This window comes from Streptomyces sp. YS-3 (genome assembly GCF_045257485.1).
Lineage (GTDB): Bacteria > Actinomycetota > Actinomycetes > Streptomycetales > Streptomycetaceae > Streptomyces.
Window position 1 is genome coordinate 1 of the sequence record NZ_JBJHPC010000056.1, and the last position, 21,255, is coordinate 21,255.

The window sequence follows — 21,255 nt, forward strand, 5'->3', positions numbered from 1 at the left end:
GCCGTGCAGCACCACGAACGACCGCATCGCCCGGATCCGGCCGTCCGGTTCGGCGCGGATCCAGCTGCGGACGGCCGAGGCATGGCGCTTCAGACCGCCCTGGAACTGTTCGCGCCCGGCCCCGTCCGGCTGGCCTATGACCGGCGCGAGCAGTTCCAGGGCGGTCTGAAGCGCCATGCCTCGGCCGTCCGCAGCTGGATCCGCGCCGAACCGGACGGCCGGATCCGGGCGATGCGGTCGTTCGTGGTGCTGCACGGCGGTGTCGAGGCGAACCTCAACGGGCCCGTGCTGGGGCTCGCGGCCCTGCACGCCACGGGCCCCTATCGGGTGCCACGCGCCTCCGTGCACGCCATCGTGCTGGAGAGGCCGATCCCCGCCGTCGGCTCGATGCGCGGCTTCGGCATCCCGCAGGTGGCGTTCAACCTGGAGACCGCCATCGACCGGTTCGCCGTGCGGGACCTGGGCATGGATCCCATCGACTTCCGTCTGGCCAACGTGGTCCGCGCGGGCACCGCCGACCCGGCCGACGCCCCCGACACCGACCTCGCGGGCACCCCGCTGCGGTTCCACGTCGCCGCCGCCGATGTGTGCGCGGCGGCTCGGGAGCACCCGCTGTGGCGGGAGCGCGACGAGGTGCGCGACCGGGTCGCCCGGCGCGGCGACGGCGCCCTGTACGGGGTGGGTTTCGCCTGCTGCATGGAGGCGTACGGAACGACCCAGGACAGCGTGTACACGGCGGTGCGGGTGGGCTCGGACGGCCGGGCGGTGGTGTGGGGCCAGAGCGTGGAGATGGGGCAGGGCTCCCGCGGCGCCCTGGAACAGGCCGTCCAGGACGTGCTGGGCGTGCCGGCGGCGGCCCGGCTCGGTGAGGTGGGTCCCTTCGAACGCTTCGCCCAGCGGCTCAAGGAGGCCGGGTCGCACGACCAGGTGAAGATCTCGCTGTCCCACGGCGCGAGCAGCGCCTCCAAGACGGCGTTCTTCCATGTGCACGTCGTCCGGGAGGCGTGCCGGGCCCTCCTGCGCCTGCGTCTGCTGCCCACGGCACGCGCGCTGCTGGACGAACCCGCACTGACCGACGACGAACTGCTGGCGGCCTGGCAGGACGGTGCGGTGCGGCTGCCGGGCCGGCCCGTGGTGCCGCTCGCGGATCTGGCGCGCGAACTGGAGCGGACGGGAGCGCCGACCTGCGTCATGGCGCACGGTTTCTTCTGCAACGGCTGGTCACGGGCGACGTTCGGGACGGACGGGGTGACCCACGAGGCGTCCGTCGACGCGCTGGCGCTCGTCCGCTCCCCCGACGACGACCCCGTACCGCTCCCGCCCGTCGGCCCGCTCAGGGCTCCGCCCGCGCGCGGGCCGGGCGGGGACTTCGTGCCGCGGTCGCTGTACGCGGCGGCGGGCCATCTGATCGGTGTGGAGGTCGTGCCGGGGCGCGGGACGATCCGGGTGGTGGACGCGGTGACGTTCCTGGACGCGGGCGACCCGCTGCTGCCGTCCGCGCTGGAGGGCCAGGTGGAGGGCGGGCTCGCCATGGGTATCTCCCACTCCCTCCACGAGGAGCTGCCCCCGGAGACCGGCGCCGGCCCCTATGTCAACTTCGACCGCTACCGCCTTGCCCGGTACGCAGATCTCACCGGCATCCGGCGCCGGACGGTGCTGATGCCGCTGCCCGCGACGGGCGTACTCGGCGCCGGTGGCCCGAACCTGCGGCACAAGGGGGTCGGGGAGGCGACCATGACGAGCGTCGCGCCCGCCGTCGCCAACGCCGTCGCGCACGCGCTGGGCCACGGTGACGACCGCTGCTGGCCCTCGCGCACCCCGATCCGCCTGGCGGACCTGGTTCTCCCCGACGACGGGCGGTCATGATGCAGGAGCCGGAAACCGAGCTGGATCTGACCGTCAACGGCGTTCGCCATCAAGGGCGTTCCGTGCCCGGCGACATGTCCCTCGTCCACTTCCTGCACGAGGAGCTGGGCCTGACCGGCACGAAGATCGGGTGTTCCATCGGGGAGTGCCGGGCCTGCACGGTCGCGGTCCGCCCCCGCGCCCAGGCTCCGCTGGTGACCCGTCAGGCCTGTATGACCAGCATGCGGCACGTCCGGGGGTGGGAGGTGACCACTGTGGAGGGCCTGGCGGCCGGGGACGCGCTGCACCCCGTACAGCAGGCGTTCCTGGACCTCCAGGCGTTCCAGTGCGGATACTGCGCGGCCGGTTTCACCGTCGCCGGAAGCGTCGTCGTCGACCACGTCTCGCGGGGCGGAGCCGACGACACCGGGCAGCCGCTGGAGGAGACGGTCGACACCGTCCTCGGCTCGCATGTGTGCCGCTGTACGAACTACGAGCGGTACCGGGCGGGCGTGCTGGCCGCCGCGCGGGAGGAACACCGCCCGGCCCCGCCGCCGTCGCCCGCGCCCACCGGATCGGCGACCCGCGGGAGCGCCCCTCGCCCGCTCCGGACGCCCGCGCTGACCGCGGCGGACACCGAACGGCTCGGGTACACCCCGGTGTTCGACGACCCGTCCCTCGAACTGATCCGTCTTCTGCGCGACGGCGCGGAGGTCGAGCACTCACTGCTCGTGCAGTACCTCTACGCGGCCTTCTCGATCAAGGTGCCGCGCTTCGCCGACCTCGCCGGCTGGCCCAGCCACCGCTACGGGGGCCGGCCGCTGCACCTGATGGGTGTGGCCATCGAGGAGATGACCCACCTCGACATCGTCAACTCGCTGCTCGTGGCGCTCGGCGCGGCCCCCCACCTCGGCCGCCAGCAGTTCCCGTACGAGCAGGACATCTATCCCTTCGACTTCGTGCTGGAACCGCTGAGTCTGCACAGCCTGGCGAAGTACGTGTACGTCGAGGCGTCGCCCAGCGCGGTCGACCCCGCCGAGCAGCACACCCCGGAGGACCAGGCCTTCGTGGACCGCCTGTACGAGGTGCTCGGGGCGGCGGCGCCCACCGCCCCGCGCCCCAACCAGGTCGGCAGCCTGTACCGGAAGGTCACCCGCGTACTGGAGCTGCTGCGCGACCGGGAGCCGGACCGGCTCGACTACACGTCCTGGTTCGCCAGGCTGGAGCTGCTGCGCGAAGAGGGCGAGAGCGAGCACTTCACGCTCTTCCGGTCCATGTTCGAGGGCACCCATCCCGCTCTGCGGGAGTGCTCCGACGTATGGAATCCGGCCGGCCCGGACCACCCGGTGGTCCCGCTGCACCACTCCAGCGGACTGCCACCGTCCGGCACCCCCGTCCCCGACGAGCCGGTCCCCGCGCTGCGGCACCTGGCCAATCTCCACTACTGGGCGGTGTGCATGCTGCTGGACGCGTCCTACCGGCAGGGCATGCGCTTCCACAGCGCCGCGCGCCGGCACATGACCGGCCCGCTCCGCGCCCTGGGGACCGCGCTGGCGCACCGCGGCGAAGGCCTTCCGTTCGACGTGTTCGTCGCGGGGTACGCCGCCGGGCTGGACGACACGGAGAACCTGCGTCTGGCCCACACCATGGTGCGGCAGATCGCCCTCGACCAGCAGCGCTACGCCCGCCACCTGCCGTACGACTACCCGGCCAACTGCGCGCGCGAGACGCTGTGGGAGCTGTCGTCGGTGCTGTAGGGACTGTTCCGCGGAGGGTGACGACGGGCCCGGCCGGGCTGGGCGGTCATGACCGGCGCGATCCGCCTGAGCGGTAGCCCTACCGGGTCACCACGGTGTGAGCCGGGTAGATCTTCGGCTCCGCGCCATGGACGCCAAGCTCCTCCAGGACCGGAAGGACGGTCTTGCCGAACTCCCGGAAGGCCTCTTCCGACTCCCATACGTCGACGACGAGCCAGCCGTTCGGCATGGGAGCGGCTGCGTGCGAGACGAGGCCGGCCACCGGCCAGTCCGACGGGCTCTTGACCGGGCCGGGCCGCCCGGCGACCTTCTCCGCGCTCTGCTCGTACTGGGCCTCGGTCATCCCTGCGAATTCAAAGATCACGACGATCGCCATGCTGGCTCCTGGACAGTGGTGAGTCTGAACGGGCCCAGTCGACCACCTCGGTGAACCCCCCGCGCGCCCGCTGAGCCGAACGGCCGCTCCAAGCCCCGCGGAGACCCGAACGCTCCCGGTCCCCGTCGAGCCGCGGCCCCGGGTGCCGCCCGGCCGGACCGGCCGGGCAGCACCCGGGGGCGCCGGGGGTCGGACCCGGCGCCCCTGGCGCGGTCAGTCGTTGATGCAGGTGTTGCCGGCGGCGGGGTTCAGCAGACCGATGACGTCCACGCTGTTGCCGCAGATGTTGATCGGCAGGTGGATGGGCACCTGGATCACGTTGCCCGAGAGGAATCCCGGGGACCCGATGGCCGCACCCTTGGCACCGGCGTCGGCCGCCGCCGCACCGGTCCCGGCGACCACACCGGCAACAGCGGCCACGGCAACGAAGGCAGTGCGAATACGCATGTCTCTCCCAGATTTCGGTGGAACGAGGTGACCGCCGAAGCCCATCACGCCGAGCCGCGCCGACTCATCGGTTAATCGTTCCGTTTGCCGAGATTCACCCCCACGGGAGACACGCGTTTGACCCATTGGGCGCAACCGCGCCCCCAGCCCGGCCGCACACCCCGCCGACCGCCTCCCCCGGAAAATCGATTGCCCTGGATCGGCGCCGCCCCACACCATCGTCACTCGTGACCACCACGGCATCCCCCACCACCCGCTCACGTCTCGCCGGACTGCTGCCGGACCTCTCCCCGTGGCGGTCCTCCGCCGACTTCCGGCTGCTCTGGGTGCAGGGCATCGTCGCGATCTTCGCCAGTTCGATGGCCATGGTCGCGCTGCCGCTCCAGATCAAGGAGCTCACCGGCTCGCCGCTCGCGGTGGGGGCGATGGGCCTGGTCGAGCTGGTGCCGCTGGTGGTGTTCGGGCTGTACGGCGGGGCGCTCGCCGACGCCGTGGACCGCCGCAGGGTGATCCTGGCGACCGAGGCCGGACTCGCGGTGCTGGCGGTGCTGCTGCTGGGCAACGCGGTCCTGGCCACGCCCCGGCTGTGGCCGCTGTATGTGGTCGCGGGGTGCGTCTCGGCCCTGGCCGGGCTCCAGCGGCCCGCGCTGGACTCGCTGCTGGCGCGCATCGTGCCGCACGAGCAGCAGACGGCCGCCGCCGCGCTCAACGCGGTGCGCTGGCAGATCGGGATGATCGCCGGTCCGGCAGCAGCCGGGCTGGTGGTGGCGTACGCGGGTCACGGCACGGCGTACGCCCTGACGGCGGCGGGCTTCCTCGGCTCGGCGCTGCTGTGCCTGCGGCTCTCCCCCGCCCCGCCCGCGCACGGCGCGGACCGGCCGTCCCTGCGCGGCATCGCCGAGGGCGCGCGCTACGCGTGGTCGCGTCCGGTGCTGCTGGGCACGTACGCCGTCGACCTGGCGGCGATGTTCTTCGCGTTCCCGAACACGATCTTCCCGTTCCTGGCGGACGAGCTGGACGCGCCGTGGGCCCTGGGCCTGATGTACGCCGCCGGGTCGGCCGGATCGGTGCTGGTCAGCCTGACCAGCGGATGGACCGCACGGGTACGGCGGCACGGGCTGCTGGTGGTCTTCGGGGCCGCCGGATGGGGGCTGGCGATCGCGGCGGCCGGCTGGTTCTCCGACATCTGGCTGGTGCTGCTCTGTCTGGGCGCGGCGGGCGCCGGCGACATGCTGAGCGGCCTGGGGCGCTCCACGATCTGGAACCAGACGATCCCGGAGCGGTTGCGCGGACGGCTGGCGGGCATCGAGGTGCTCTCGTACAGCGTCGGGCCGCAGCTGGGCCAGGTCCGGGCGGGCGCGATGGCGGGGTGGACGGGCACCCGGTCCGCCTTCTGGTCCGGGGGCCTGGCCTGTCTGGCGTCCGTGGCCCTGCTGTCGGCCGCCCTGCCGAAGCTGGTGACCTACGACGCGGATACGGACGAGGAGGCGCTTCGCCGTAAGGCGCAGCGTGAGCGGGTCCCGGCGGCGTAGGGCCGGGCCCTCGGATTCGTGGGAGCTCAGACCAATTCGGGCTGGGGTTCCGGTTCCGGCTGCCCCGCGGGCACGGTATCCGTTTTCCATCCCTTGGTGGTCCGTACGTATCCGTACACCACTGAGCCCATTGCGAGAAGGAGAAGGGGCCCGAACACGAGCGGATACTCGGCCATTTCCAGCGACAGATAGCGGTACGAGAGCAGAAGCGCGGTGAAGACCGTCACCCCGTAAAGAACGAGCTGGATTCCCGACCGTTCCCAGCCCCGGTCGAAGGAGCGCATCGCCGCTTCTGTCGTGAGGGCGAAGACGACACCGGCGAGGAGATCCGCACCGTAGTGGTAACCGAATCCCAGCGTCGCGCTGAGCGTGGCGACCAGCCAGAACGTACCGGCGATCCGCCCGATCCGCGGGGCGTTGCGGGAATGGATGAAGATCGTGGTGGCCCACGCCGTGTGCAGGCTGGGCATGCAGTTGCGCGGCGTGACCCCGTCGTACGGGAAGGGGTGCGGGGCGCCGATGGAGGGCACCGTGTGCGGCCACATCTGGGCCAGCGCCCAGGGTTCGCCGCCGGTGCCGAAGGCGCCGTCGCCGTAGGTGAAGACCGGTCCGACCACGGGGAAGAGCATGTAGACGGCCGGTCCGACCAGGCCGATGACCAGGAAGGTGCGCACCAGGTGATGGCCGGGGAAGCGGCGCTCGGCGGCCACGTTGCGCAACTGGTACAGCGCGAAGAGGGCCGCCGCGAGCGGCAGCTGCCCGTAGACGAAGTGGAGGATGTGGGAGCCGACCGGGCCCCCGGCCTCGACGATCCGGCCGGCCACCCAGGAGGGGTTGCCCAGCGCGTGGTCGGCGGTCACCACGTACTGGTCGAGCACGTTCGGGCGCGTCTTCGAGGTGATGAGCAGCCAGGTGTCGCCCGTCTTGTGGCCGACCACGAGGAGCATCCCCAGCCCGACGCCCTTGAGCATCAGGAGGCGCTCCTTGCCGGTGCGGCGGGTCACGGCGATGACGGCACAGGCCAGAATCACCCACAGCGGACCGTTCCCGAAGGCCATCTTGGCGTCGACGGCCCAGCGCACCAGCATGAAGACGGCGTCGATACCGACCGCGAACCCGGCGGCGACGAACCGTTGCCGCCAGGTGAGCACCACCATCATCAGCGCCATGCCGGCGTACAGGAGCGGCCCCGATTTGGGGGCGACGATCAGCTCCGGAACCTGGCCGGTGATCGGCCCGGACATGCCGTAATAATGCGCGGTGATCTCCAGTGCGACGAAAAACCCCAGGGTCGCCACACCTACGGCAGCCCACAGGATCCCCCGCGGCCGACGCAGCGCGGAGAAATCCATTCTGAAGTTTATTCGCGAAAGCACCCGCGGTATTATCGAGTTCAATTATCCGGCCGATGTGTGAGATATTCCGTTAATAGGTCGCCCCTCGTGCCGGACAGCGTGTTTCTCCGGTGAAGGACGGGCGTTGGGGGCGACCGCCGTTCGATCATGCTATCGGAGCGGGGCGGGTGGTTTGCCGGGCCGTGGGTGCCGCGAGGCCCCCCGGGCTGTCGGCCGGGGGGCCTCGGCAAACGCGGGCGGGGAGAGAGGGTGATCCTTTCGCCTTACGGAGTGAGGACTCGCGCGGCGGCCGTAAGAGCGACACGCCACGGGTATCCCTCCGGAGGCCCCTCCTCCGGCTGATTCGGAATGAATGCTTCCTCGCCGTGGAGCACGGTCACTCCGGCCGCGCGCAGTGTCTCCACCGAGCGCTCGAACGCGGGGTGGCGCACCTGGGCGGCGTTGACGCAGGGCATCGCCACGGTCGGAACGCCCTTGCCGATCACCTCCGCCACGACCCCGATGACAAAACTGTTCGTCAGCCCGAGCGCCCATGCGTTGACCGAGTTGAAGGTGGCCGGCGCGAACAGGACGGCGTCGGCCTCCGGCCACACGTCGGGCTCGCCGGGCCGCCCGTAGTCGAAGCGCACCGGATGCCCGGTCAGCACCGCCAGCCCGTCGAGGCTGCCCTCCAGCCAGTGGGCGGCGGACGGCGTGAGCCCGAGGCAGACGTCCCAGCCGTCGGCCTGGGCGGCCTCGACGACCCCGGCCACGTCGAAGACCGGGGGCGCCGCCGAGCAGAACAGATAAAGAGTCCGAGGCATCGTCATGACACCCATCCCACCCCGGCAAGTGGATCACATGCAACCGCCTCCTGCTCCGCTCCTCACCCCACGCCGGGTGCCGGTGGAGCGGCGGCCTCCAGTTCGGCGACGCTGCCGGACATGATCGTGCGCACGTGCTCGGTGATGTGCTCCGCCGGCCAGTCCCACCAGGCCACGGCCAGCAGCCGGGCGATGTCCTGTTCGCTGTAGCGGGTACGGACGAGGCGGGCGGGGTTGCCGGCGACGACGGCGTAGTCGGGTACGTCGCTCGCGACCATGGCGCCGGAGGCGATGATCGCGCCGTGTCCGATCCGCACGCCGGGCATCACCTTCGTGTCGTAACCGAACCAGACGTCGTTGCCGACGACCGTGTCCCCCCGGTTCGGCAGGTCCGTGAGCAGGTCGAAGTGGTCGGACCAGGAGCCGCCCAGGGTGGGGAAGGGAAAGGTCGAGGGGCCGTCCATGCGGTGGTTGGCGCCGTTCATGAGGAACCGCACGCCCGTGCCCAGCGCGCAGAACCTGCCGATGATCAGCTTCTCCGGGCCGTAGTGGTAGAGCACGTTCCGCGTTTCGAACGCGGTCGGGTCGTCCGGGTCGTCGTAGTACGAGTACTCCCCGACCTCGATCAACGGGGACTTCACCAGGGGCTTGAGCAGCACCACGCGTGGCTGCCCGGGCATGGGGTGCAGGACCGTGGGATCGGCGGGCAGGGGCATGGCGGGTGGTCCTTCCGGGCGGTGGCTCACTGTCCGCTCCATGATCGCGCCACCACGCCCCGCCGGGACACCGATTTTGTACGTGGCTCGCTGTCGCGGCAGGCGTGTCGGAGGCTCAACGCGAAGGCGATGAGGTCGTGTTGAGGCTCGGTCGGGGTTTTGGGCGTCCTGGGGCTGGAGAGGTCACCGGTTGCCCGGAGCGGCGTCGCCGCTCCTCGTCCCGACCGTCCATCCCCTTGGAGACTGCCCATGTCCGATGTCAACAGCCCCTGTCTGCCCGGGACTCCCTGCTGGGTCGACCTCGTGGTACCCGACCAGCGGGCGGCATTCGCCTTCTACCGTGACGTCTTCGGCTGGGAGGTCGCGGCCGGGACGCCGGAGAGCGGTGGGTACGCCATCTGCACCCTGAAGGGGAAACCCGTCGCCGGTATCGCGACCGCGATATCCCCCGACGGCGGGCCCGCCGCGCGGAGTGTGTGGACCACCTACTTCGCCGTCGCCGACGTCGACGCGAGCGTGAAGACGATCGTGGAGAGCGGCGGCTCGGTCGTCGGTCCCGGCACCGACGTGCGCACGCTCGGCCGGGTGGCGACAGCCACCGATCCCACGGGGGCGGCGTTCGGACTGTGGCAGGCCCGGGACTTCTTCGGCGCGCGGATCGTCAACGAGCCAGGTGCGTTCATCTGGAACGAGCTGAACACCAGCGACCCCGACGCCGCGTCGCGCTTCTACGCCCGCGTCCTGGGCATCGCCAGGACCCCGATGGAGGGCGAGCCGGGATACTTCGCCATCCAGGTGGACGGGCGGACCGTCGCCGGAATGCAGGGGCTCGACAAGCTCCCCGAGGGCACGCCCTCGCACTGGCTGACGTACTTCGAGGTCGACGGCACCGACCGCGTGGCCGAGGCCGTCGTCCGGGCGGGCGGCGCCGTCCGCAAGCCTCCCTTCGACATGAGTACCGGCCGGATGGCGGTCGTGCAGGACCCGCAGGGCGGCACCTTCGCCGTCATCACCCCCTTCCGCGGCGAGGCCGGCTGACGGCATGGGCGGGGCCGGGCCGCCGCGTCAATGGGACGGCGGAGTGGTGCCCGGCCCCTGGCGCGGGCCCGCTTCCGCCGGGTGGCCGCACGCGAGCGGGCGCGCCGGGCGGGATACCGGAGGGGGTGTGAGACTGCCTCAAGGAGGAGGTGGTCGGCCATGGGCCGGGATGGCGCCGAGAACCCCGGTGGCGGCGAGCGGTTGCTGGAGGAGTTCCTCGCCCAGGTGCACGCCGCGCCACCGATGGACCTGCCGGCCCTGGTGAACCGGTGCGCCGAGACGTACGGCCTGGGAGAGGTCGTCATCTATCTGACCGACCTTCAGCAGCGCCGGCTGGTCCCGCTCACCGAGGGGCTGGCGACCCTGGACATCAACACGTCCATCGCCGGCTGGTGCTACCGGACGGTGTCGCTCCGCATGGAGGACGTGGAGACCGGCGTCCTGTGCCTCTGGCTACCTGTCGTGGACGGAGCCGAGCGGCTGGGGGTGCTGGGGGTGCGGACGCGCTCCGTGGACGCCGTACGGCTGCGGCGCTGCCGGATGCTGACCCAGGTCGTGGCGATGGCCATCACCTCCAAGCGCGCCTACAGCGACAGCTTCGCGCGCAAGGCGCGGGCCGAGCGGATGCGACTGCCCGCCGAGATGCTCCGCGCCTTCCTCCCCCCGCGCACCATCGGCAACACGCATGTCGTCTCCACAGCCGTACTCGAACCGGCGTACGAGATCGGCGGTGACGCCTTCGACCACTCGCTCACCCAGTCCACCCTGCACGCCGCGATCCTCGACGCCATGGGCCACGACCTGGCCTCCGGGCTGACGACCTCGGTCGCGCTGGCGGGCTGCCGCAACGCGCGTCGGGCCGAGGCGGGGCTGCTCGACCTCGTCGACACCATCGACCAGGCACTCGCCCAGTGGCTGCCGGACAAGTACTGCACCGGCATCCTCACCCAGCTCGATCTGGCCACCGGAGTGTTCAGCTGGTGCAACTGCGGGCATCCGCCGCCTCTGCTGATCCGGGACGGGCGCGTCGTCGACGGCGCCCTCGAACGCACCCCTCAGCCGCCGATGGGTCTGCCCGCCAGGTTCAGCACCGAGCCCAGAGCCGTCCACCAGGTGACGCTGGAGCCCGGCGACCGGGTGCTGCTCTACACCGACGGCGTCACGGAGGCGCGCACCGCCGGGGGCGGGGAGTTCGGTGTGGAGCGCTTCACCGACTCCATCATCCTCGCCACCGCGGCGGGCGAACTGGCCGCGGAGACACTGCGGCGCCTCATCCACTCCATCCTCGACAGCGGGGAGAGTGACCTGCGCGACGACGCCACCATGCTCCTCATCGAATGGTGGGCGCCGTCGACGAAGCCCGAGCCACGCCGGGGGTGAGGGCGAGGAACTCGCAGGGCGGACATGCCTGCGGTCACCTTGAGGAAGGCGTTCCCTCGCGCTGGTGGGCGGGCTCATCGGGGCCCGCCGACAAAGCCGGGTGCGCACGGCTCCTGACGTTCCGTCACAGGATTTGGCTGATCCTGTAGGCGACACCCCCCTCGACGAGGTACCCCGACCCCACGCAGACCGTGTCGTTGAGCCACGCGTAGGCCTCGGCCCCCGTCTCGAAGAGGGGGGTGGTGCGGAAGTAATAGCGGGCGGGATGGACGCGGTGCCGCTCGGCGGGGTCGGCCATGGCGTCGCGCAGATCGGGCGGGGTGACCCAACGGCCCCCGTAGGTCAGATACAGGAGCGCGCCGTCGTGGGTGCGCAGGGTCAGACGCACATCCAGGCGCATCGTCGCGTCCGGGGCGAACAGCGCCCAGTCCCCGCCTCCGGGCAGTACCTCGCCGCGCACTCTGGGGCCCGCGAAGGTGCCGCCCGCGGCGCCGAAGAAGACGCGGCGGCCGAACGGTCCGTCACCGACGGGCAGCCGCGGGTCCAGGTCGACGACCATGTCGAACAGATGGGCGGTGCGGACGTTGCCGACATCCTTCACCCGTGGATCCACGGGCACTCGACGGCTGTCGACGGCGACGGCCGACGCGTGCGACGGCTCGGATACGCGGTGATCCTGCACAACTGCCTCCTGGAGGACGCCGGTTCGGGTGAGCCGGCTCCGGCGCGGACAAACGCTGGGCAACAAAACGTACGACCGGTCGTATAGTTAAGGCAAGGGAGTGGGAGGATGGAGTGGATGAGCGAGCACACGGGGCGTCAGCCCGCGCACAGGACCGCACCTTCACTGCGGGGCGGAGAGGAGGCGGTGGTGGACCAGCGGCTCCTTCGCGGCGCCCGGACGCGGCAGAAGGTCGCACGCCACGGCGTCGACGTGGCCTCGCAGGAGGGGCTCGAAGGCCTCAGCATCGGCCGGCTCGCGACCGATCTCGGGCTGAGCAAGAGCGGCGTGCAGACCCTCTTCAAGACCAAGGAGAACCTGCAACTCGCGGTCGCGGAGGCGGCCCGCCAGGCGTTCACCGAGGCGGTCGTCCGACCCGCCGAGAGCGCCCCGCCCGGGGCCGCCCGACTGCGTGCGCTCACGGAACACTGGATCGTCTACGCCGAGGAACCCCTCTTCACCGGCGGCTGCTTCTGGGCCGCCAACCTGCCGGAGTTCGACGACCGGCCCGGAAGCGTGCGCGGCGTACTGGCACTGCACCGCCGCACCTGGCAGGCACTCCTCGCGCGCGAGCTGCGGCACGCCGTCGAATCCGGCGAAATCACCCCACAGGACCCAGATCTGACGGCGTTTCAGATCGATGCGGTGTTTCATGCCGCCAATCTGGCGCTGCGTCTGGGCGAGGCCGGTGCCGTCGCCCGGGTCCGCCGCACGGTGGACGGGTTCCTCGCGCCGGCGCGCTGATGAAGACCCCTTTCCGCCCCGGGACGAGCGAAACAACCGTGAAACGTGTGCTGACTAGGGTCGGCGGATGAGCAGCACAGTGAACGGGGCAGCCGCCGCCCCGATGCGGATCCGGGCAGCCGTCGAGGACGACCTGGAGGAACTGACCCGGATCTACAACCACTACGTCGTCGAGACGCCGATCACCTTCGACATCGAGCCGTTCACCGTCGAGCAGCGCCGCCCATGGCTGGCCGCCCACCCCGGCCACGGCCCGCACCGGCTCCTGGTGGCCGAGGAGGGCGGCACGGTCCTCGGCTACGCGACCAGCAGCGCGTTCCGCCCGAAGCCGGCGTACTCGACCTCGGTCGAGACCAGTGTCTACCTGGCGCCCGAGCAGGTGGGCCGTGGTGTCGGCAGCCAGCTGTACACGGCGCTCTTCGAGGTGCTGAAAGGCGAGGACGTACGCCAGGTGCTCGCCGGTGTGGCCCTGCCGAACGAGGCATCCCTCCAGCTCCATCTGCGCTTCGGCTTCCAGCCCGTCGGGGTGTACCGGGAAGTCGGGCGGAAGTTCGGCAGGTACTGGGACGTCGCCTGGTTCCAGAGGCCCGTGTAGACCTCCGGAACCACGCCCCTCCCCCGTCCGGCGCCGCCGGTCAGAGGGTGTTCGAGCTGGAGCGGCCGAAGAACTCGACCTCCGCGATGGCGACCTGCTTGTCGCCGGAGGTCGCGTAGGCCGTCTCGACGGTGAGGCGGACCCGGACGGCGTCGCCGACCCGGAAGGAGCGGCGCTGGCCGCCCGCGCCCTGGTCGAGGGTGATGTCGCGGGTCGTGGTCCTGCCGTCCTTCGTGGTCACCGTCGCCTTGAGGCGGTGCGGCAGCGCCGAATCGCCCAGCTTGTCGGCGCGCGCGGAGACGCCCGGCGTGATGACCACGTCCAGCAGCCGGGTGGGCTCCGCGAAGCTCACCTCGATCCACTGGCCCTGCCCGGACTGCGAGACGCCCGGACCCCACCACGTGTTGCTGCGCTTGTCGAAGGCGAGCTGCGGCTGGTGTCCGGCGTAGGAGCGCGAGGCGCGGAAGCCGTCGGGCGCCACGGGGGCGCGCTTGGCGAAGTGGTCGCGCGTGGCGTTGACGGCGTCGGGGACGTACAGGACCGCGAGGACGACGCCGGTCACCACGACGGCCACCCCCACCCAGGTGCCGATGCGGTCGAACATCCGGCGCAGCGGGGGCCGTTCGCCCGCCCACGGGGTGTCGCGTTCCCGGCCGAGCAGACGGCGCCACCAGGGGCGGTGTGCGGTGGGCTGTTCGGCCTCCTCGGCGAGCGGCATCGCGCACCGTCCGCAGAAGTGACGGTCGGGCCGGTTGGGGGTGGCGCACCACCGGCACGGTGGCCCGCCGGCGTCCTCACGGTGGCCGGGGGCGCGGACCTGCGGACGGTCGGCGTCGGGGCGCCCGGGCAGGACGGGCGCGACGGGCGGCGGCGCGGCCGGACCCGGCGTCTGCGGGTCGGCGACGGGGACGAGCAGGGACCGGGCCCGTTCGTCGGCGCTGTCCGCGGGGTCTTCGGCGGCGGCCGACGCCGGGGTGGGTGGCATCGGCACCGTGGGCGCGTTGTCGCCCGCGTCGTATCCCGTGTCGTACGGGGGCCGGGCGGCGGGGATGGACGGTGGCCCCTCCCCGTCCCGGCCGGACGCGGGAGCCGGGGCCCGCTCCACAGGCGCGGGGGCGCCCGCCGAGGGGGCGTTGTGGTCGCCGGCCGGTGGCGCGTCCGGCAGGGCCCGGGGGGTGACCGGCGGGCCGCCGGCGGGGTGGTCCATGACCGAGTCGCGGGCGGCGGCACTGTCCGCGGTGGCCGGGAGGCGGGGCGTGCGGGCCCCGGCCCGGTCCCAGCCCAGGACGGCACCGCAGGAGTCGCAGAAGGACTGGCCGGGTTCCGCGCGGGTGCCGCACTCGGCGCAGTTCTGGGAGGTCATCGCTGCGGGGTCCTTTCAGCGGCGGATACTTCTACGGTGTAGGGCATATGGGCGGGGCGGGCGGCGGCGACGAGCACGTCCAGGCGGTGGGCGTCGGCCGGGGTGGGCTCGGGCAGCCGGAGCGCGACGTGCAGACGCGGGCGCGGGGCGCCGGGGAACGGGCCGAGGGGCCGCGCGTGCCAGGCGGCACCGCCGCTCTCGGTGATCTCGGGCGTGACGCCGAAGACCAGACGTACCGCCTCGGCCAGGCCCCGCCGGGTGCCGCGGACGCGGTGCAGCCGGGTGGCCGCCGCGACGGCGGCGCGCAGCCGGGCCTCGGACTCGATGCCTTCGGTCTCGGCGCCGACCCAGGTGCCCAGCCACCGCGCGAAGTCCACGGGCGTCAGGGCCGGGTCGAAGTAGGTGTCGAGGCAGTCCAGGACGTTGAGGACGGGGGCGAGCACATCGTCGAGTCCGCCGACGAAGCGCTGGGCGAGGTCGTCGTCGGCGAACACGGCCGGGAGCATGGCGCCGATGGGCGCCGACGACCCCAGGCCGTCGACCGAGCCCCTGCCGCCGGTCATGACGCGTCCCCGATCACGCGGACGCGGTGGTCGTAGGAGAAGACCAGCGACGGCGCGTCGAGATCGATACGGTCGGTGGGGTCACCGCGTTTGCCGGTGAGCGGGTCGGCCGGATGCAGGACGACCTGGTCGACGAGTTCGACACCGGGGACGCGCTGCAGGACCGCGAAGACCTCGCCGGACTGCACGGGGCGGCCGAAGGGCCAGCCGCGGCCGTCCGCACCGCCGGTGAGCGGGTCCAGGTGGTGGTAGAGGGCGTCGTGGGCCCGGCGGCGCACCAGGTCGGTGTCGGCGCCGCGGAAGGCGTGGACGGTGGCGACGACGGTGACGCCCTGGTAGTAGGGCGGCCCGACCGCGAGGCGGGTGCCGATGAGGCGGCGTTCGTCGAGGTGCCGGGTGATCCGCCCGAGCAGCTCGTCGCCGGGCACGAGTTGCTCGAAGCGGAGCCGGCCACCGGGGTCGGGGACCGCCTGCGGGACGACCACGACCCGTACCGCGTAGGCGCCGTGCTCCTCCGCCTCGCCCTCCAGACACGTGATGCGGGCGGTCTCCGGGGCGGCACGGCGGGCCAGCTCCTCGTAGTCGCGCAGGGTCACGGCACGCTCCTGGGCGCGCAGGGTGATGGGGGCCCGCAGCTTGGCCTCCTCGACCGTCTCGCCGGCGACACCGCCGCGCGCGGCCTCGCGGTTGACGACCTCGGCGACGTACGGGATGGACGTCCGCAGCACCCGGACGGCGCCCCGGGCCACATTGCCCGAGCGTCCGCCGCCGGTCCGGTAGCGGCGGGCGCGGATCACGGACCCCTTGGCGGCGACGGCGCCGTACTGCCGCAGGCTGCCGTCGGGCTCGCGGACGGCCGGGCCGAAGGCGATCTCCCCGGTGGCGGCGTCCAGGGTGATGTGCCGGTCGTCGGGGCGGGACGCGGCGAAGTGGGGTACGACCCGCCAGTCCTGCCAGCCGTCGTGCCCGGCGGTCTGGAGCAGCAGGGGCGGATCGTCGGCGACGACGGGCGCGTGGGCCAGGCGCAGCCGCTGACCGGGCAGGCCGGTCGACTCGCCGAGGGCCTCGTCGTGGACGGTCTCGGCGTGCACGGCGCGGGTGGTGGCGCCGATGGTGAAGGCCTCGGCGGAGCGGATGGTGGGCGTCGTCGTGTAGAAGGGCTGGCCGGGCAGCGGGTCGGTGACGCGGCAGCGCACCCAGCCCGCCTCCTGGCCGCCGTTGCGGGACAGCACATGGCCGCCCGGGACGTGCAGGACGATGTCGCCGGGGCGGTTGAGGCCGCCGGTGCCGTCCCGGTCGACCTCGCAGGGCTGCCAGCCGTCCTCGGTCCACGCCTCCCACACCAGCGGCGGCTGACGGGGGTCGACGCCGACGCCGTCGACGCGGCTGTCGAGTTCGAGGGCGAGGGCGCAGTCCGGGACGGCGGCGCTGAGCCCCAGCAGCAGGCAGTCGCCGACGCGGGGCGATGCGGCGAAGCACGCCAGGTCGCGCCCCTCGACGAGGTCGGCGGTACGGTCGGCGACCGGCTCGCCCTGATGCTGCACCACCAGGTGGCCGAGGAAGCAGGGGACGACCGTCAGATCGCGTTCGGTGGCGAAGACGACGGCCTCGTCCCGTTCGGTGCGTACGGTGGAGACCTCGGTGCCCACCGGCACGGAGATGGGCTCCTCCTGCGGGGCGGACAGCCAGAAGGTGACCTCGGTGCGGGCCGGCGCCGGCGGGAACAGGGTGATCCCGGCCAGGTCGAGGAAGGCCAGATGGTTCTTCTCCGGCACCCGGTTGAGGCGGTAGACGATCTGGTCGGCCATGTGCGCGACCGTCTCGATCAGGGTGACACCGGGGTCGGAGACGTTGTGGTCGGTCCACTCCGGGGCGCGTTGCTGGATGTAGCGCTTGGCGTCGTCGACGAACTGCTGGAAGCGGCGGTCGTCGAGGTTGGGCGAGGGCAGGGACATCAGCGTTCGCTTTCGGGGTGGGTACCGGGGCCGGCCGGTCCGCCGGGACCGTCCGAGGGACCCGGCAGACCGGGTTCGTCGTGGGAGGGGATGACGTAGAAGGGGAAGACCAGACTGCGCGGGTTGTTGGTGCCGCGGATGGAGTAGCGGACGTCGATGTACAGCACGCTCTGGTCGTCTCCCGCGGTGACGTCCACCTCGTGCACCTCGATACGCGGCTCCCAGCGGTCGAGGCTGATCAGGACCTCGTGCTGGATGCGGCCCGCGGTCTGCTCGTTGACCGGCGCGAAGACCAGGTCGTGGATGGCGCAGCCGAACTCGGGGCGCATGGGCCGCTCCCCGGGCGCGGTGGCCAGTACGAGCCGGATCGCCTCCTCCACCTCGCGCTCGCCGCTCACCAGGGCGATACCGCCGGTGGGCCCGATGCGCAGCGGGAACGCCCAGCCCGACCCGACGAACTGCTCGGCCATCAGAGACCCACCCGTTCCCTTCTCGTACGTCACTCGCGTCCTCGTCATGAGGGCAGCGGGTACTTCTTGTTGTTGACCATGACCAGACCGTTGAGCATGAGCGTGGCCGCGCGGATGCCCACGTTGGCGGTGGAGTTGATCTGCACACCGGCGCCGGCGGTCATGGTCGCGGCGGCCCCCGCCTTGAAGTCGAGGACACTCGCCGCCGACACGCCCACCACACCGGCCAGGGAGCGGAGGCTGACCAGACCGCTGCCCTGGATGCTGAGCGCACCACCGCTGCGGATGGACACGTTGCGCTTGGCCCTGAGGTGGAGGTCGGTGCCCGCCTCGACCGACACCGAGCGCCCGCCCTTGATGGTGACGGCGCCCGCGCTGTCCACGGTGATCTCCGTCTTGGTGCGGTCCAGGTTGATGGTCAGCCGGTCGTTGCCGGTGGCGATCCGTACGCCCTGCTCGCGGCCCCCGGTCTGCTGGCTGAGCAGGTCGACGCGGTTGCCCCGGCGGTCGGACAGGGTGTGCCGGATGGCCTGCTTCTTCAGCCCGTGGTGCAGGGGGACCTCGTTCGGGGTCGGCTTGTCGCGGCCGTTGTAGAGCCCCCCGATCACGAACGGGTGGTCCAGGGCGCCCCGGTCGAAGCCGACGAGCACCTCGTCCCCCACGTCCATGGGGAACACACCGCCTCCGCCCTTGCCGCCGAGTTGCACGCTGCGCGCCCAGTCACTGACGTAGGTGTCGTCGAGCCAGGGGAACGTGAGCTTGACCCTGCCCTGCTCCAACGGGTCCTGTACGTCGGTGACCAGCGCGTTGACCACGCCCGGCAGCCGGGCTCCCGCGACCGCGCCCCCGCCGCCGGAGGCCAGCCCGTACAGCGAACGCCACTGGCGTCCGGTGACGTTCACCCAGGACTCGTAGTGCTTGCCGTCGCCGAAGACGTGCCGTACCGAGGTGACGGTGTACTTGCCCTCGAAGGGTTCCCCGACCCGGGAGAGCGCCACGGGCACGCCCGGCCGCAGCTTGGGGTTCCCGCGCACGACGACCTCCAGCTCGGCGAAGGCGGAGGTCACATCGGCGGCCAGGGCCTCGGCGGCGTGGCGGACCTCGCTGACGGTGTCATAGGGCACATCGGTCTCGACGAGCCTGGCGGGCCTGAACTTCCGCGCGATCCGGCTGGAGTCGGTGCCGATCCCGATGCCCGCGTCCGTATCGACGTTCTGCGTCTCCTTGATCTGCCTCTTGGTGGTGACGTTCCAGCCGCGCGACTCGACCTTGCCGACCTGGTCGGCGGCGGTGACCGCGGCCCGCAGCCGCAGGATGTCCTTGCGCGCCCGCAGCACGAACGGGCTCTTCTCGCTGTCGGTCCGCGGCGAGGGCGCACCGGAGGACGACTTCGGCCGGACGAACTGGAAACGGCCCTGGGCGTCCAGCGACATGACCATCTTGTTCTCGTCGGCGAGCCGGGCGAGGAAGTCCCAGTCGGTGACGTTGGGCTGGCTGAGGAACTCGTACAGCGTCCGGGTCGCCTCGATACGGCCGATGCGCACACCGTCCTGGACCGCCAGTGTGCGGGCGATGTCGGAGGCGAGCTGGTTGCGGTACGCGACGACCCGGCGCTGGCGCATCAGCCGGTGCCCGTAGTCGTAGCCGCGCACGACGGTGAAGGTGCCGGTCCCGTCGTAGTCGGCCTCCAGGCCGGTGACCTCACCGACCATCAGGGGGTCGCCCGTGCCCTGGCCGTCGGCGATCGGCGTGATGACCACCTCGGTACCGAACTTCGCCTTCAGCTCACGCAGGACCACCCGGTCGGGGTCGCGGAAGGTGAGCCGGAAGGCGGCGGGCACGCCCGCTCCCTGGTCGACCGAGCCGTCCACCAGCAACGGGGCGATGTCGTGCGCGAGTTCCCGGCCGTCGAACGTGACACGCAGGATGCTGGAGTACGCGATCGGCGGCATCAGCGACGCACCTCCTCGGCGGCGGGCAGGATGAGTTCGGCGCCGGACCCCAGCCGGGACGGGTCGTCGATGCCGTTCGCCTCGGCGATCGCCCGCCACGCCGTGGCGTCCCCGTACTGGCGCCACGCCAGCGACTGCAGCGTGTCCCCCGCGACGACGCGGTGTACGCGCTGCACGGTGAGCGCGCCCGAGGTGGGGTTCTGCCACTTCGTCTTGGAGGGGATCTCGTGCAACCGCATCTGGCAGGTGGCCCGAATGGGCACACCGGTGGTGCCGAACAGCGAGTACGCGGCGTCGACGGAGGAGACGTACGCGGTGAACCGGGCGGTCGAGAACGACCCCCATTCGAAGACCACCCAGGGCGGCGACGGCTGATCGGCGTCGATGCTCAGATCGGTGGTCTCGCAGCAGCTCAGCAGCGTCTCCACCTTCTTCAGGACCGTGTCGTCGGACGGGTCGTCCGAGGAGTCCAGGAAGATCTCGACGGTCATCTCCCGGGGATCGGGCCCCATGAACTCCGGCTTGGAGCCGTCCCGTACGGCAGCGGTCGTCGTCACCTTCCACTGGGCGCGGCGGCTGATCGAGAGCTGAGCGGGGTTGAACTCGAAGCTGAACGTCTCGATCAGCCCCCCGGGGGTGGTGCTCGTGCCGAGCGGGGGCTCGTGGATGGCGAGGGTGGCGCGTACCAGGCTCTTGCCCGCGCCCTTGCTGCTCTTGGCCATGTGCTCTTCCTCTGCGGTCCTTCGTCCGGTGGGCCCTCGGGCCGTCAGTCGGTGAAGCCGTGGTGGGCGATCTCCAGCACCTCCGTGGCGACGCCGGGACTCGCCGGGTCGAGCGTCGGCCCCTGCCAGCTGACCGGCAGGACGTCGATCAGCCCCCAGCGGGCCACCTCCGACCCGTCCGCCCGCAGCGCCGAGATCTGGGCGGTGGGCCGCTTGATCCCGGTCTGCACGGAGGAGATCCACTTGGCGACCTTCGTGGTGTCCGGGGTGAGCGGCCGGGTCAGCCGGATGGTGGAGAAGGTGACGCGGGTGGGCAGCGCCCAGACGAACCCGTTGTTGCCGCCCTCCTGCCGATGCTCGATCTCCACCTGGGAGGACAGCCCCTCGCACCCGTTGAAGTAGCCGAGGCTCTCGCCGTCGATGGCGAGGGTGAACCAGATGGTGGAGCCCGGGTCCTGACGGGGCATCGGGGTGCGCCTTTCTCTCGCTGGTGGGGTGTCCGTCGCCGCCGGTCAGCGGCGGGAGTCGCGCAGTCGGCCGATCCGTTCGCGGTCCATGCGCAGCTCCGTCCGGATCTGGCGGGTGACGCGGCCGATGATCCGGTGCACCAGCTCGTCGAGCTGGAACTCGCTGAGCCGCCGCGGATCCAGCCCGCCCTCGGGCACCGCCGCGTATCCCGGCGGGTTCGCCGAGTGTCCGGGCAGGGGATCGACGGTGTACCCGGACACCGCGTTCGCCGTCCCCGACACGACGGAGTCGTACGACGGCAGGTCGTCGTCGCGCCGGGCGGCGCCGGAGGCCGGTGCCGTCCGGTCCGATCGCGCCTGCCCGGCCGGGGGCCGGCTCAGATGCTCCAGGGTGGGTGCGACGGACGCTGCCGCGGCGGCTGCGAGGGCTCCGACGGTACGGCCGGGGGCCCGC

20 protein-coding genes and 1 pseudogene are annotated in these 21,255 nt (G+C 72.0%); 7 read left to right on the forward strand and 14 right to left on the reverse strand.

Annotated features, from left to right (window positions below; translation table 11 throughout):
* Positions 1 to 81: 81 nt before the first annotated feature.
* On the forward strand, positions 82 to 1,866 hold the full coding sequence (locus ACJA3G_RS07995) for a xanthine dehydrogenase family protein molybdopterin-binding subunit (protein WP_406552193.1): 1,785 nt from the start codon (positions 82 to 84) through the stop codon (positions 1,864 to 1,866).
* On the forward strand, positions 1,863 to 3,602 hold the full coding sequence (locus ACJA3G_RS08000) for a ferritin-like domain-containing protein (RefSeq protein ID WP_406552175.1): 1,740 nt from the start codon (positions 1,863 to 1,865) through the stop codon (positions 3,600 to 3,602). Before ACJA3G_RS07995 ends, ACJA3G_RS08000 begins: the two co-directional genes overlap by 4 nt.
* A 79-nt stretch (positions 3,603 to 3,681) precedes the next feature.
* On the opposite strand, the gene ACJA3G_RS08005 is transcribed toward ACJA3G_RS08000, so the two are convergent.
* Positions 3,682 to 3,978: a hypothetical protein gene (locus tag ACJA3G_RS08005; RefSeq protein WP_406552176.1), complete on the reverse strand. Its 297-nt coding sequence runs from the start codon at positions 3,976 to 3,978 to the stop codon at positions 3,682 to 3,684.
* A 213-nt stretch (positions 3,979 to 4,191) separates the two neighbouring features.
* Entirely contained in the window at positions 4,192 to 4,425 is a 234-nt protein-coding gene (locus tag ACJA3G_RS08010) for a chaplin (RefSeq protein WP_406552177.1), read from the reverse strand.
* Between the two features lie 227 nt (positions 4,426 to 4,652).
* Here ACJA3G_RS08010 and ACJA3G_RS08015 point away from each other — a divergent pair, with 227 nt between their 5' ends.
* The gene (locus tag ACJA3G_RS08015) at positions 4,653 to 5,957 is read left to right on the forward strand and encodes an MFS transporter (protein ID WP_406552178.1); all 1,305 of its coding nucleotides are present in this window, start codon (positions 4,653 to 4,655) and stop codon (positions 5,955 to 5,957) included.
* A gap of 26 nt (positions 5,958 to 5,983) precedes the next feature.
* Here ACJA3G_RS08015 and ACJA3G_RS08020 read toward each other — a convergent pair whose 3' ends face one another.
* The 3 genes from ACJA3G_RS08020 to ACJA3G_RS08030 form a co-directional block, all read right to left on the reverse strand.
* Entirely contained in the window at positions 5,984 to 7,309 is a 1,326-nt protein-coding gene (locus ACJA3G_RS08020) for a phosphatase PAP2 family protein (protein ID WP_406552179.1), read from the reverse strand.
* A 266-nt stretch (positions 7,310 to 7,575) separates the two neighbouring features.
* The gene (locus ACJA3G_RS08025) at positions 7,576 to 8,121 is read right to left on the reverse strand and encodes a flavoprotein (protein WP_406552180.1); all 546 of its coding nucleotides are present in this window, start codon (positions 8,119 to 8,121) and stop codon (positions 7,576 to 7,578) included.
* Between the two features lie 56 nt (positions 8,122 to 8,177).
* Entirely contained in the window at positions 8,178 to 8,831 is a 654-nt protein-coding gene (locus ACJA3G_RS08030) for a CatB-related O-acetyltransferase (protein ID WP_406552181.1), read from the reverse strand.
* Positions 8,832 to 9,080: 249 nt separating this feature from the next.
* Here ACJA3G_RS08030 and ACJA3G_RS08035 point away from each other — a divergent pair, with 249 nt between their 5' ends.
* Together ACJA3G_RS08035 and ACJA3G_RS08040 are read left to right on the forward strand one after the other, a co-directional pair.
* Positions 9,081 to 9,869 (forward strand): VOC family protein, encoded by a 789-nt coding sequence (locus tag ACJA3G_RS08035; RefSeq protein WP_406552182.1) that lies wholly within the window; start codon positions 9,081 to 9,083, stop codon positions 9,867 to 9,869.
* 159 nt (positions 9,870 to 10,028) lie between these two features.
* Positions 10,029 to 11,249 carry a PP2C family protein-serine/threonine phosphatase gene (locus tag ACJA3G_RS08040; protein WP_406552183.1) on the forward strand — a complete coding sequence of 407 codons (1,221 nt, stop codon included), beginning with the start codon at positions 10,029 to 10,031 and terminating at the stop codon, positions 11,247 to 11,249.
* A 124-nt stretch (positions 11,250 to 11,373) separates the two neighbouring features.
* On the opposite strand, the gene ACJA3G_RS08045 is transcribed toward ACJA3G_RS08040, so the two are convergent.
* The gene (locus ACJA3G_RS08045; protein ID WP_406552184.1) at positions 11,374 to 11,931 is read right to left on the reverse strand and encodes a DUF3237 domain-containing protein; all 558 of its coding nucleotides are present in this window, start codon (positions 11,929 to 11,931) and stop codon (positions 11,374 to 11,376) included.
* A 189-nt stretch (positions 11,932 to 12,120) separates the two neighbouring features.
* Between ACJA3G_RS08045 and ACJA3G_RS08050 the strand changes: the two genes are divergently transcribed.
* Positions 12,121 to 12,714: a TetR/AcrR family transcriptional regulator gene (locus tag ACJA3G_RS08050; protein ID WP_406552185.1), complete on the forward strand. Its 594-nt coding sequence runs from the start codon at positions 12,121 to 12,123 to the stop codon at positions 12,712 to 12,714.
* A gap of 67 nt (positions 12,715 to 12,781) precedes the next feature.
* Positions 12,782 to 13,309: a GNAT family N-acetyltransferase gene (locus ACJA3G_RS08055; RefSeq protein WP_406552186.1), complete on the forward strand. Its 528-nt coding sequence runs from the start codon at positions 12,782 to 12,784 to the stop codon at positions 13,307 to 13,309.
* Positions 13,310 to 13,349: 40 nt separating this feature from the next.
* Here the strand turns inward: ACJA3G_RS08055 and ACJA3G_RS08060 are convergent, their stop codons facing one another.
* From ACJA3G_RS08060 to ACJA3G_RS08095, 8 genes and pseudogenes are all read right to left on the reverse strand, one after another.
* Positions 13,350 to 14,672 (reverse strand): NADase-type glycan-binding domain-containing protein, encoded by a 1,323-nt coding sequence (locus tag ACJA3G_RS08060; protein WP_406552187.1) that lies wholly within the window; start codon positions 14,670 to 14,672, stop codon positions 13,350 to 13,352.
* A complete protein-coding gene (locus ACJA3G_RS08065) occupies positions 14,669 to 15,235 on the reverse strand; it encodes a phage tail protein (RefSeq protein WP_406552188.1) in 567 nt (188 codons plus the stop codon). Before ACJA3G_RS08065 ends, ACJA3G_RS08060 begins: the two co-directional genes overlap by 4 nt.
* Positions 15,232 to 17,190, reverse strand: a complete 1,959-nt coding sequence (locus tag ACJA3G_RS08070; RefSeq protein WP_406552189.1) for a putative baseplate assembly protein — start codon at positions 17,188 to 17,190, stop codon at positions 15,232 to 15,234. Before ACJA3G_RS08070 ends, ACJA3G_RS08065 begins: the two co-directional genes overlap by 4 nt.
* On the reverse strand, positions 17,190 to 17,660 hold the full coding sequence (locus ACJA3G_RS08075; protein WP_406552194.1) for a GPW/gp25 family protein: 471 nt from the start codon (positions 17,658 to 17,660) through the stop codon (positions 17,190 to 17,192). Before ACJA3G_RS08075 ends, ACJA3G_RS08070 begins: the two co-directional genes overlap by 1 nt.
* A 44-nt stretch (positions 17,661 to 17,704) precedes the next feature.
* On the reverse strand, positions 17,705 to 19,612 hold the full coding sequence (locus ACJA3G_RS08080) for a VgrG-related protein (protein ID WP_406552190.1): 1,908 nt from the start codon (positions 19,610 to 19,612) through the stop codon (positions 17,705 to 17,707).
* The gene (locus ACJA3G_RS08085) at positions 19,612 to 20,334 is read right to left on the reverse strand and encodes a LysM peptidoglycan-binding domain-containing protein (RefSeq protein WP_406552191.1); all 723 of its coding nucleotides are present in this window, start codon (positions 20,332 to 20,334) and stop codon (positions 19,612 to 19,614) included. Before ACJA3G_RS08085 ends, ACJA3G_RS08080 begins: the two co-directional genes overlap by 1 nt.
* A 44-nt stretch (positions 20,335 to 20,378) precedes the next feature.
* On the reverse strand, positions 20,379 to 20,801 hold the full coding sequence (locus ACJA3G_RS08090; RefSeq protein WP_406552192.1) for a phage tail protein: 423 nt from the start codon (positions 20,799 to 20,801) through the stop codon (positions 20,379 to 20,381).
* A 45-nt stretch (positions 20,802 to 20,846) separates the two neighbouring features.
* Positions 20,847 to 21,255 (reverse strand): annotated as a pseudogene (locus ACJA3G_RS08095) (hypothetical protein); the annotation flags it as partial.

Bases quoted from the DNA above. Each gene is read 5' to 3' on its own strand.
- ACJA3G_RS08060 (WP_406552187.1), bottom strand. From the start codon at position 14,672: ATGACCTCCCAGAACTGCGCCGAGTGCGGCACCCGCGCGGAACCCGGC.
- ACJA3G_RS08040 (WP_406552183.1), top strand. From the start codon at position 10,029: ATGGGCCGGGATGGCGCCGAGAACCCCGGTGGCGGCGAGCGGTTGCTG.
- ACJA3G_RS08025 (WP_406552180.1), bottom strand. From the start codon at position 8,121: ATGACGATGCCTCGGACTCTTTATCTGTTCTGCTCGGCGGCGCCCCCG.
- ACJA3G_RS07995 (WP_406552193.1), top strand. From the start codon at position 82: ATGGCGCTTCAGACCGCCCTGGAACTGTTCGCGCCCGGCCCCGTCCGG.
- ACJA3G_RS08080 (WP_406552190.1), bottom strand. From the start codon at position 19,612: ATGCCGCCGATCGCGTACTCCAGCATCCTGCGTGTCACGTTCGACGGC.
- ACJA3G_RS08065 (WP_406552188.1), bottom strand. From the start codon at position 15,235: ATGACCGGCGGCAGGGGCTCGGTCGACGGCCTGGGGTCGTCGGCGCCC.
- ACJA3G_RS08010 (WP_406552177.1), bottom strand. From the start codon at position 4,425: ATGCGTATTCGCACTGCCTTCGTTGCCGTGGCCGCTGTTGCCGGTGTG.
- ACJA3G_RS08075 (WP_406552194.1), bottom strand. From the start codon at position 17,660: ATGGCCGAGCAGTTCGTCGGGTCGGGCTGGGCGTTCCCGCTGCGCATC.
- ACJA3G_RS08055 (WP_406552186.1), top strand. From the start codon at position 12,782: ATGAGCAGCACAGTGAACGGGGCAGCCGCCGCCCCGATGCGGATCCGG.
- ACJA3G_RS08035 (WP_406552182.1), top strand. From the start codon at position 9,081: ATGTCCGATGTCAACAGCCCCTGTCTGCCCGGGACTCCCTGCTGGGTC.
- ACJA3G_RS08070 (WP_406552189.1), bottom strand. From the start codon at position 17,190: ATGTCCCTGCCCTCGCCCAACCTCGACGACCGCCGCTTCCAGCAGTTC.
- ACJA3G_RS08090 (WP_406552192.1), bottom strand. From the start codon at position 20,801: ATGCCCCGTCAGGACCCGGGCTCCACCATCTGGTTCACCCTCGCCATC.
- ACJA3G_RS08020 (WP_406552179.1), bottom strand. From the start codon at position 7,309: ATGGATTTCTCCGCGCTGCGTCGGCCGCGGGGGATCCTGTGGGCTGCC.
- ACJA3G_RS08000 (WP_406552175.1), top strand. From the start codon at position 1,863: ATGATGCAGGAGCCGGAAACCGAGCTGGATCTGACCGTCAACGGCGTT.
- ACJA3G_RS08005 (WP_406552176.1), bottom strand. From the start codon at position 3,978: ATGGCGATCGTCGTGATCTTTGAATTCGCAGGGATGACCGAGGCCCAG.
- ACJA3G_RS08085 (WP_406552191.1), bottom strand. From the start codon at position 20,334: ATGGCCAAGAGCAGCAAGGGCGCGGGCAAGAGCCTGGTACGCGCCACC.
- ACJA3G_RS08030 (WP_406552181.1), bottom strand. From the start codon at position 8,831: ATGCCCCTGCCCGCCGATCCCACGGTCCTGCACCCCATGCCCGGGCAG.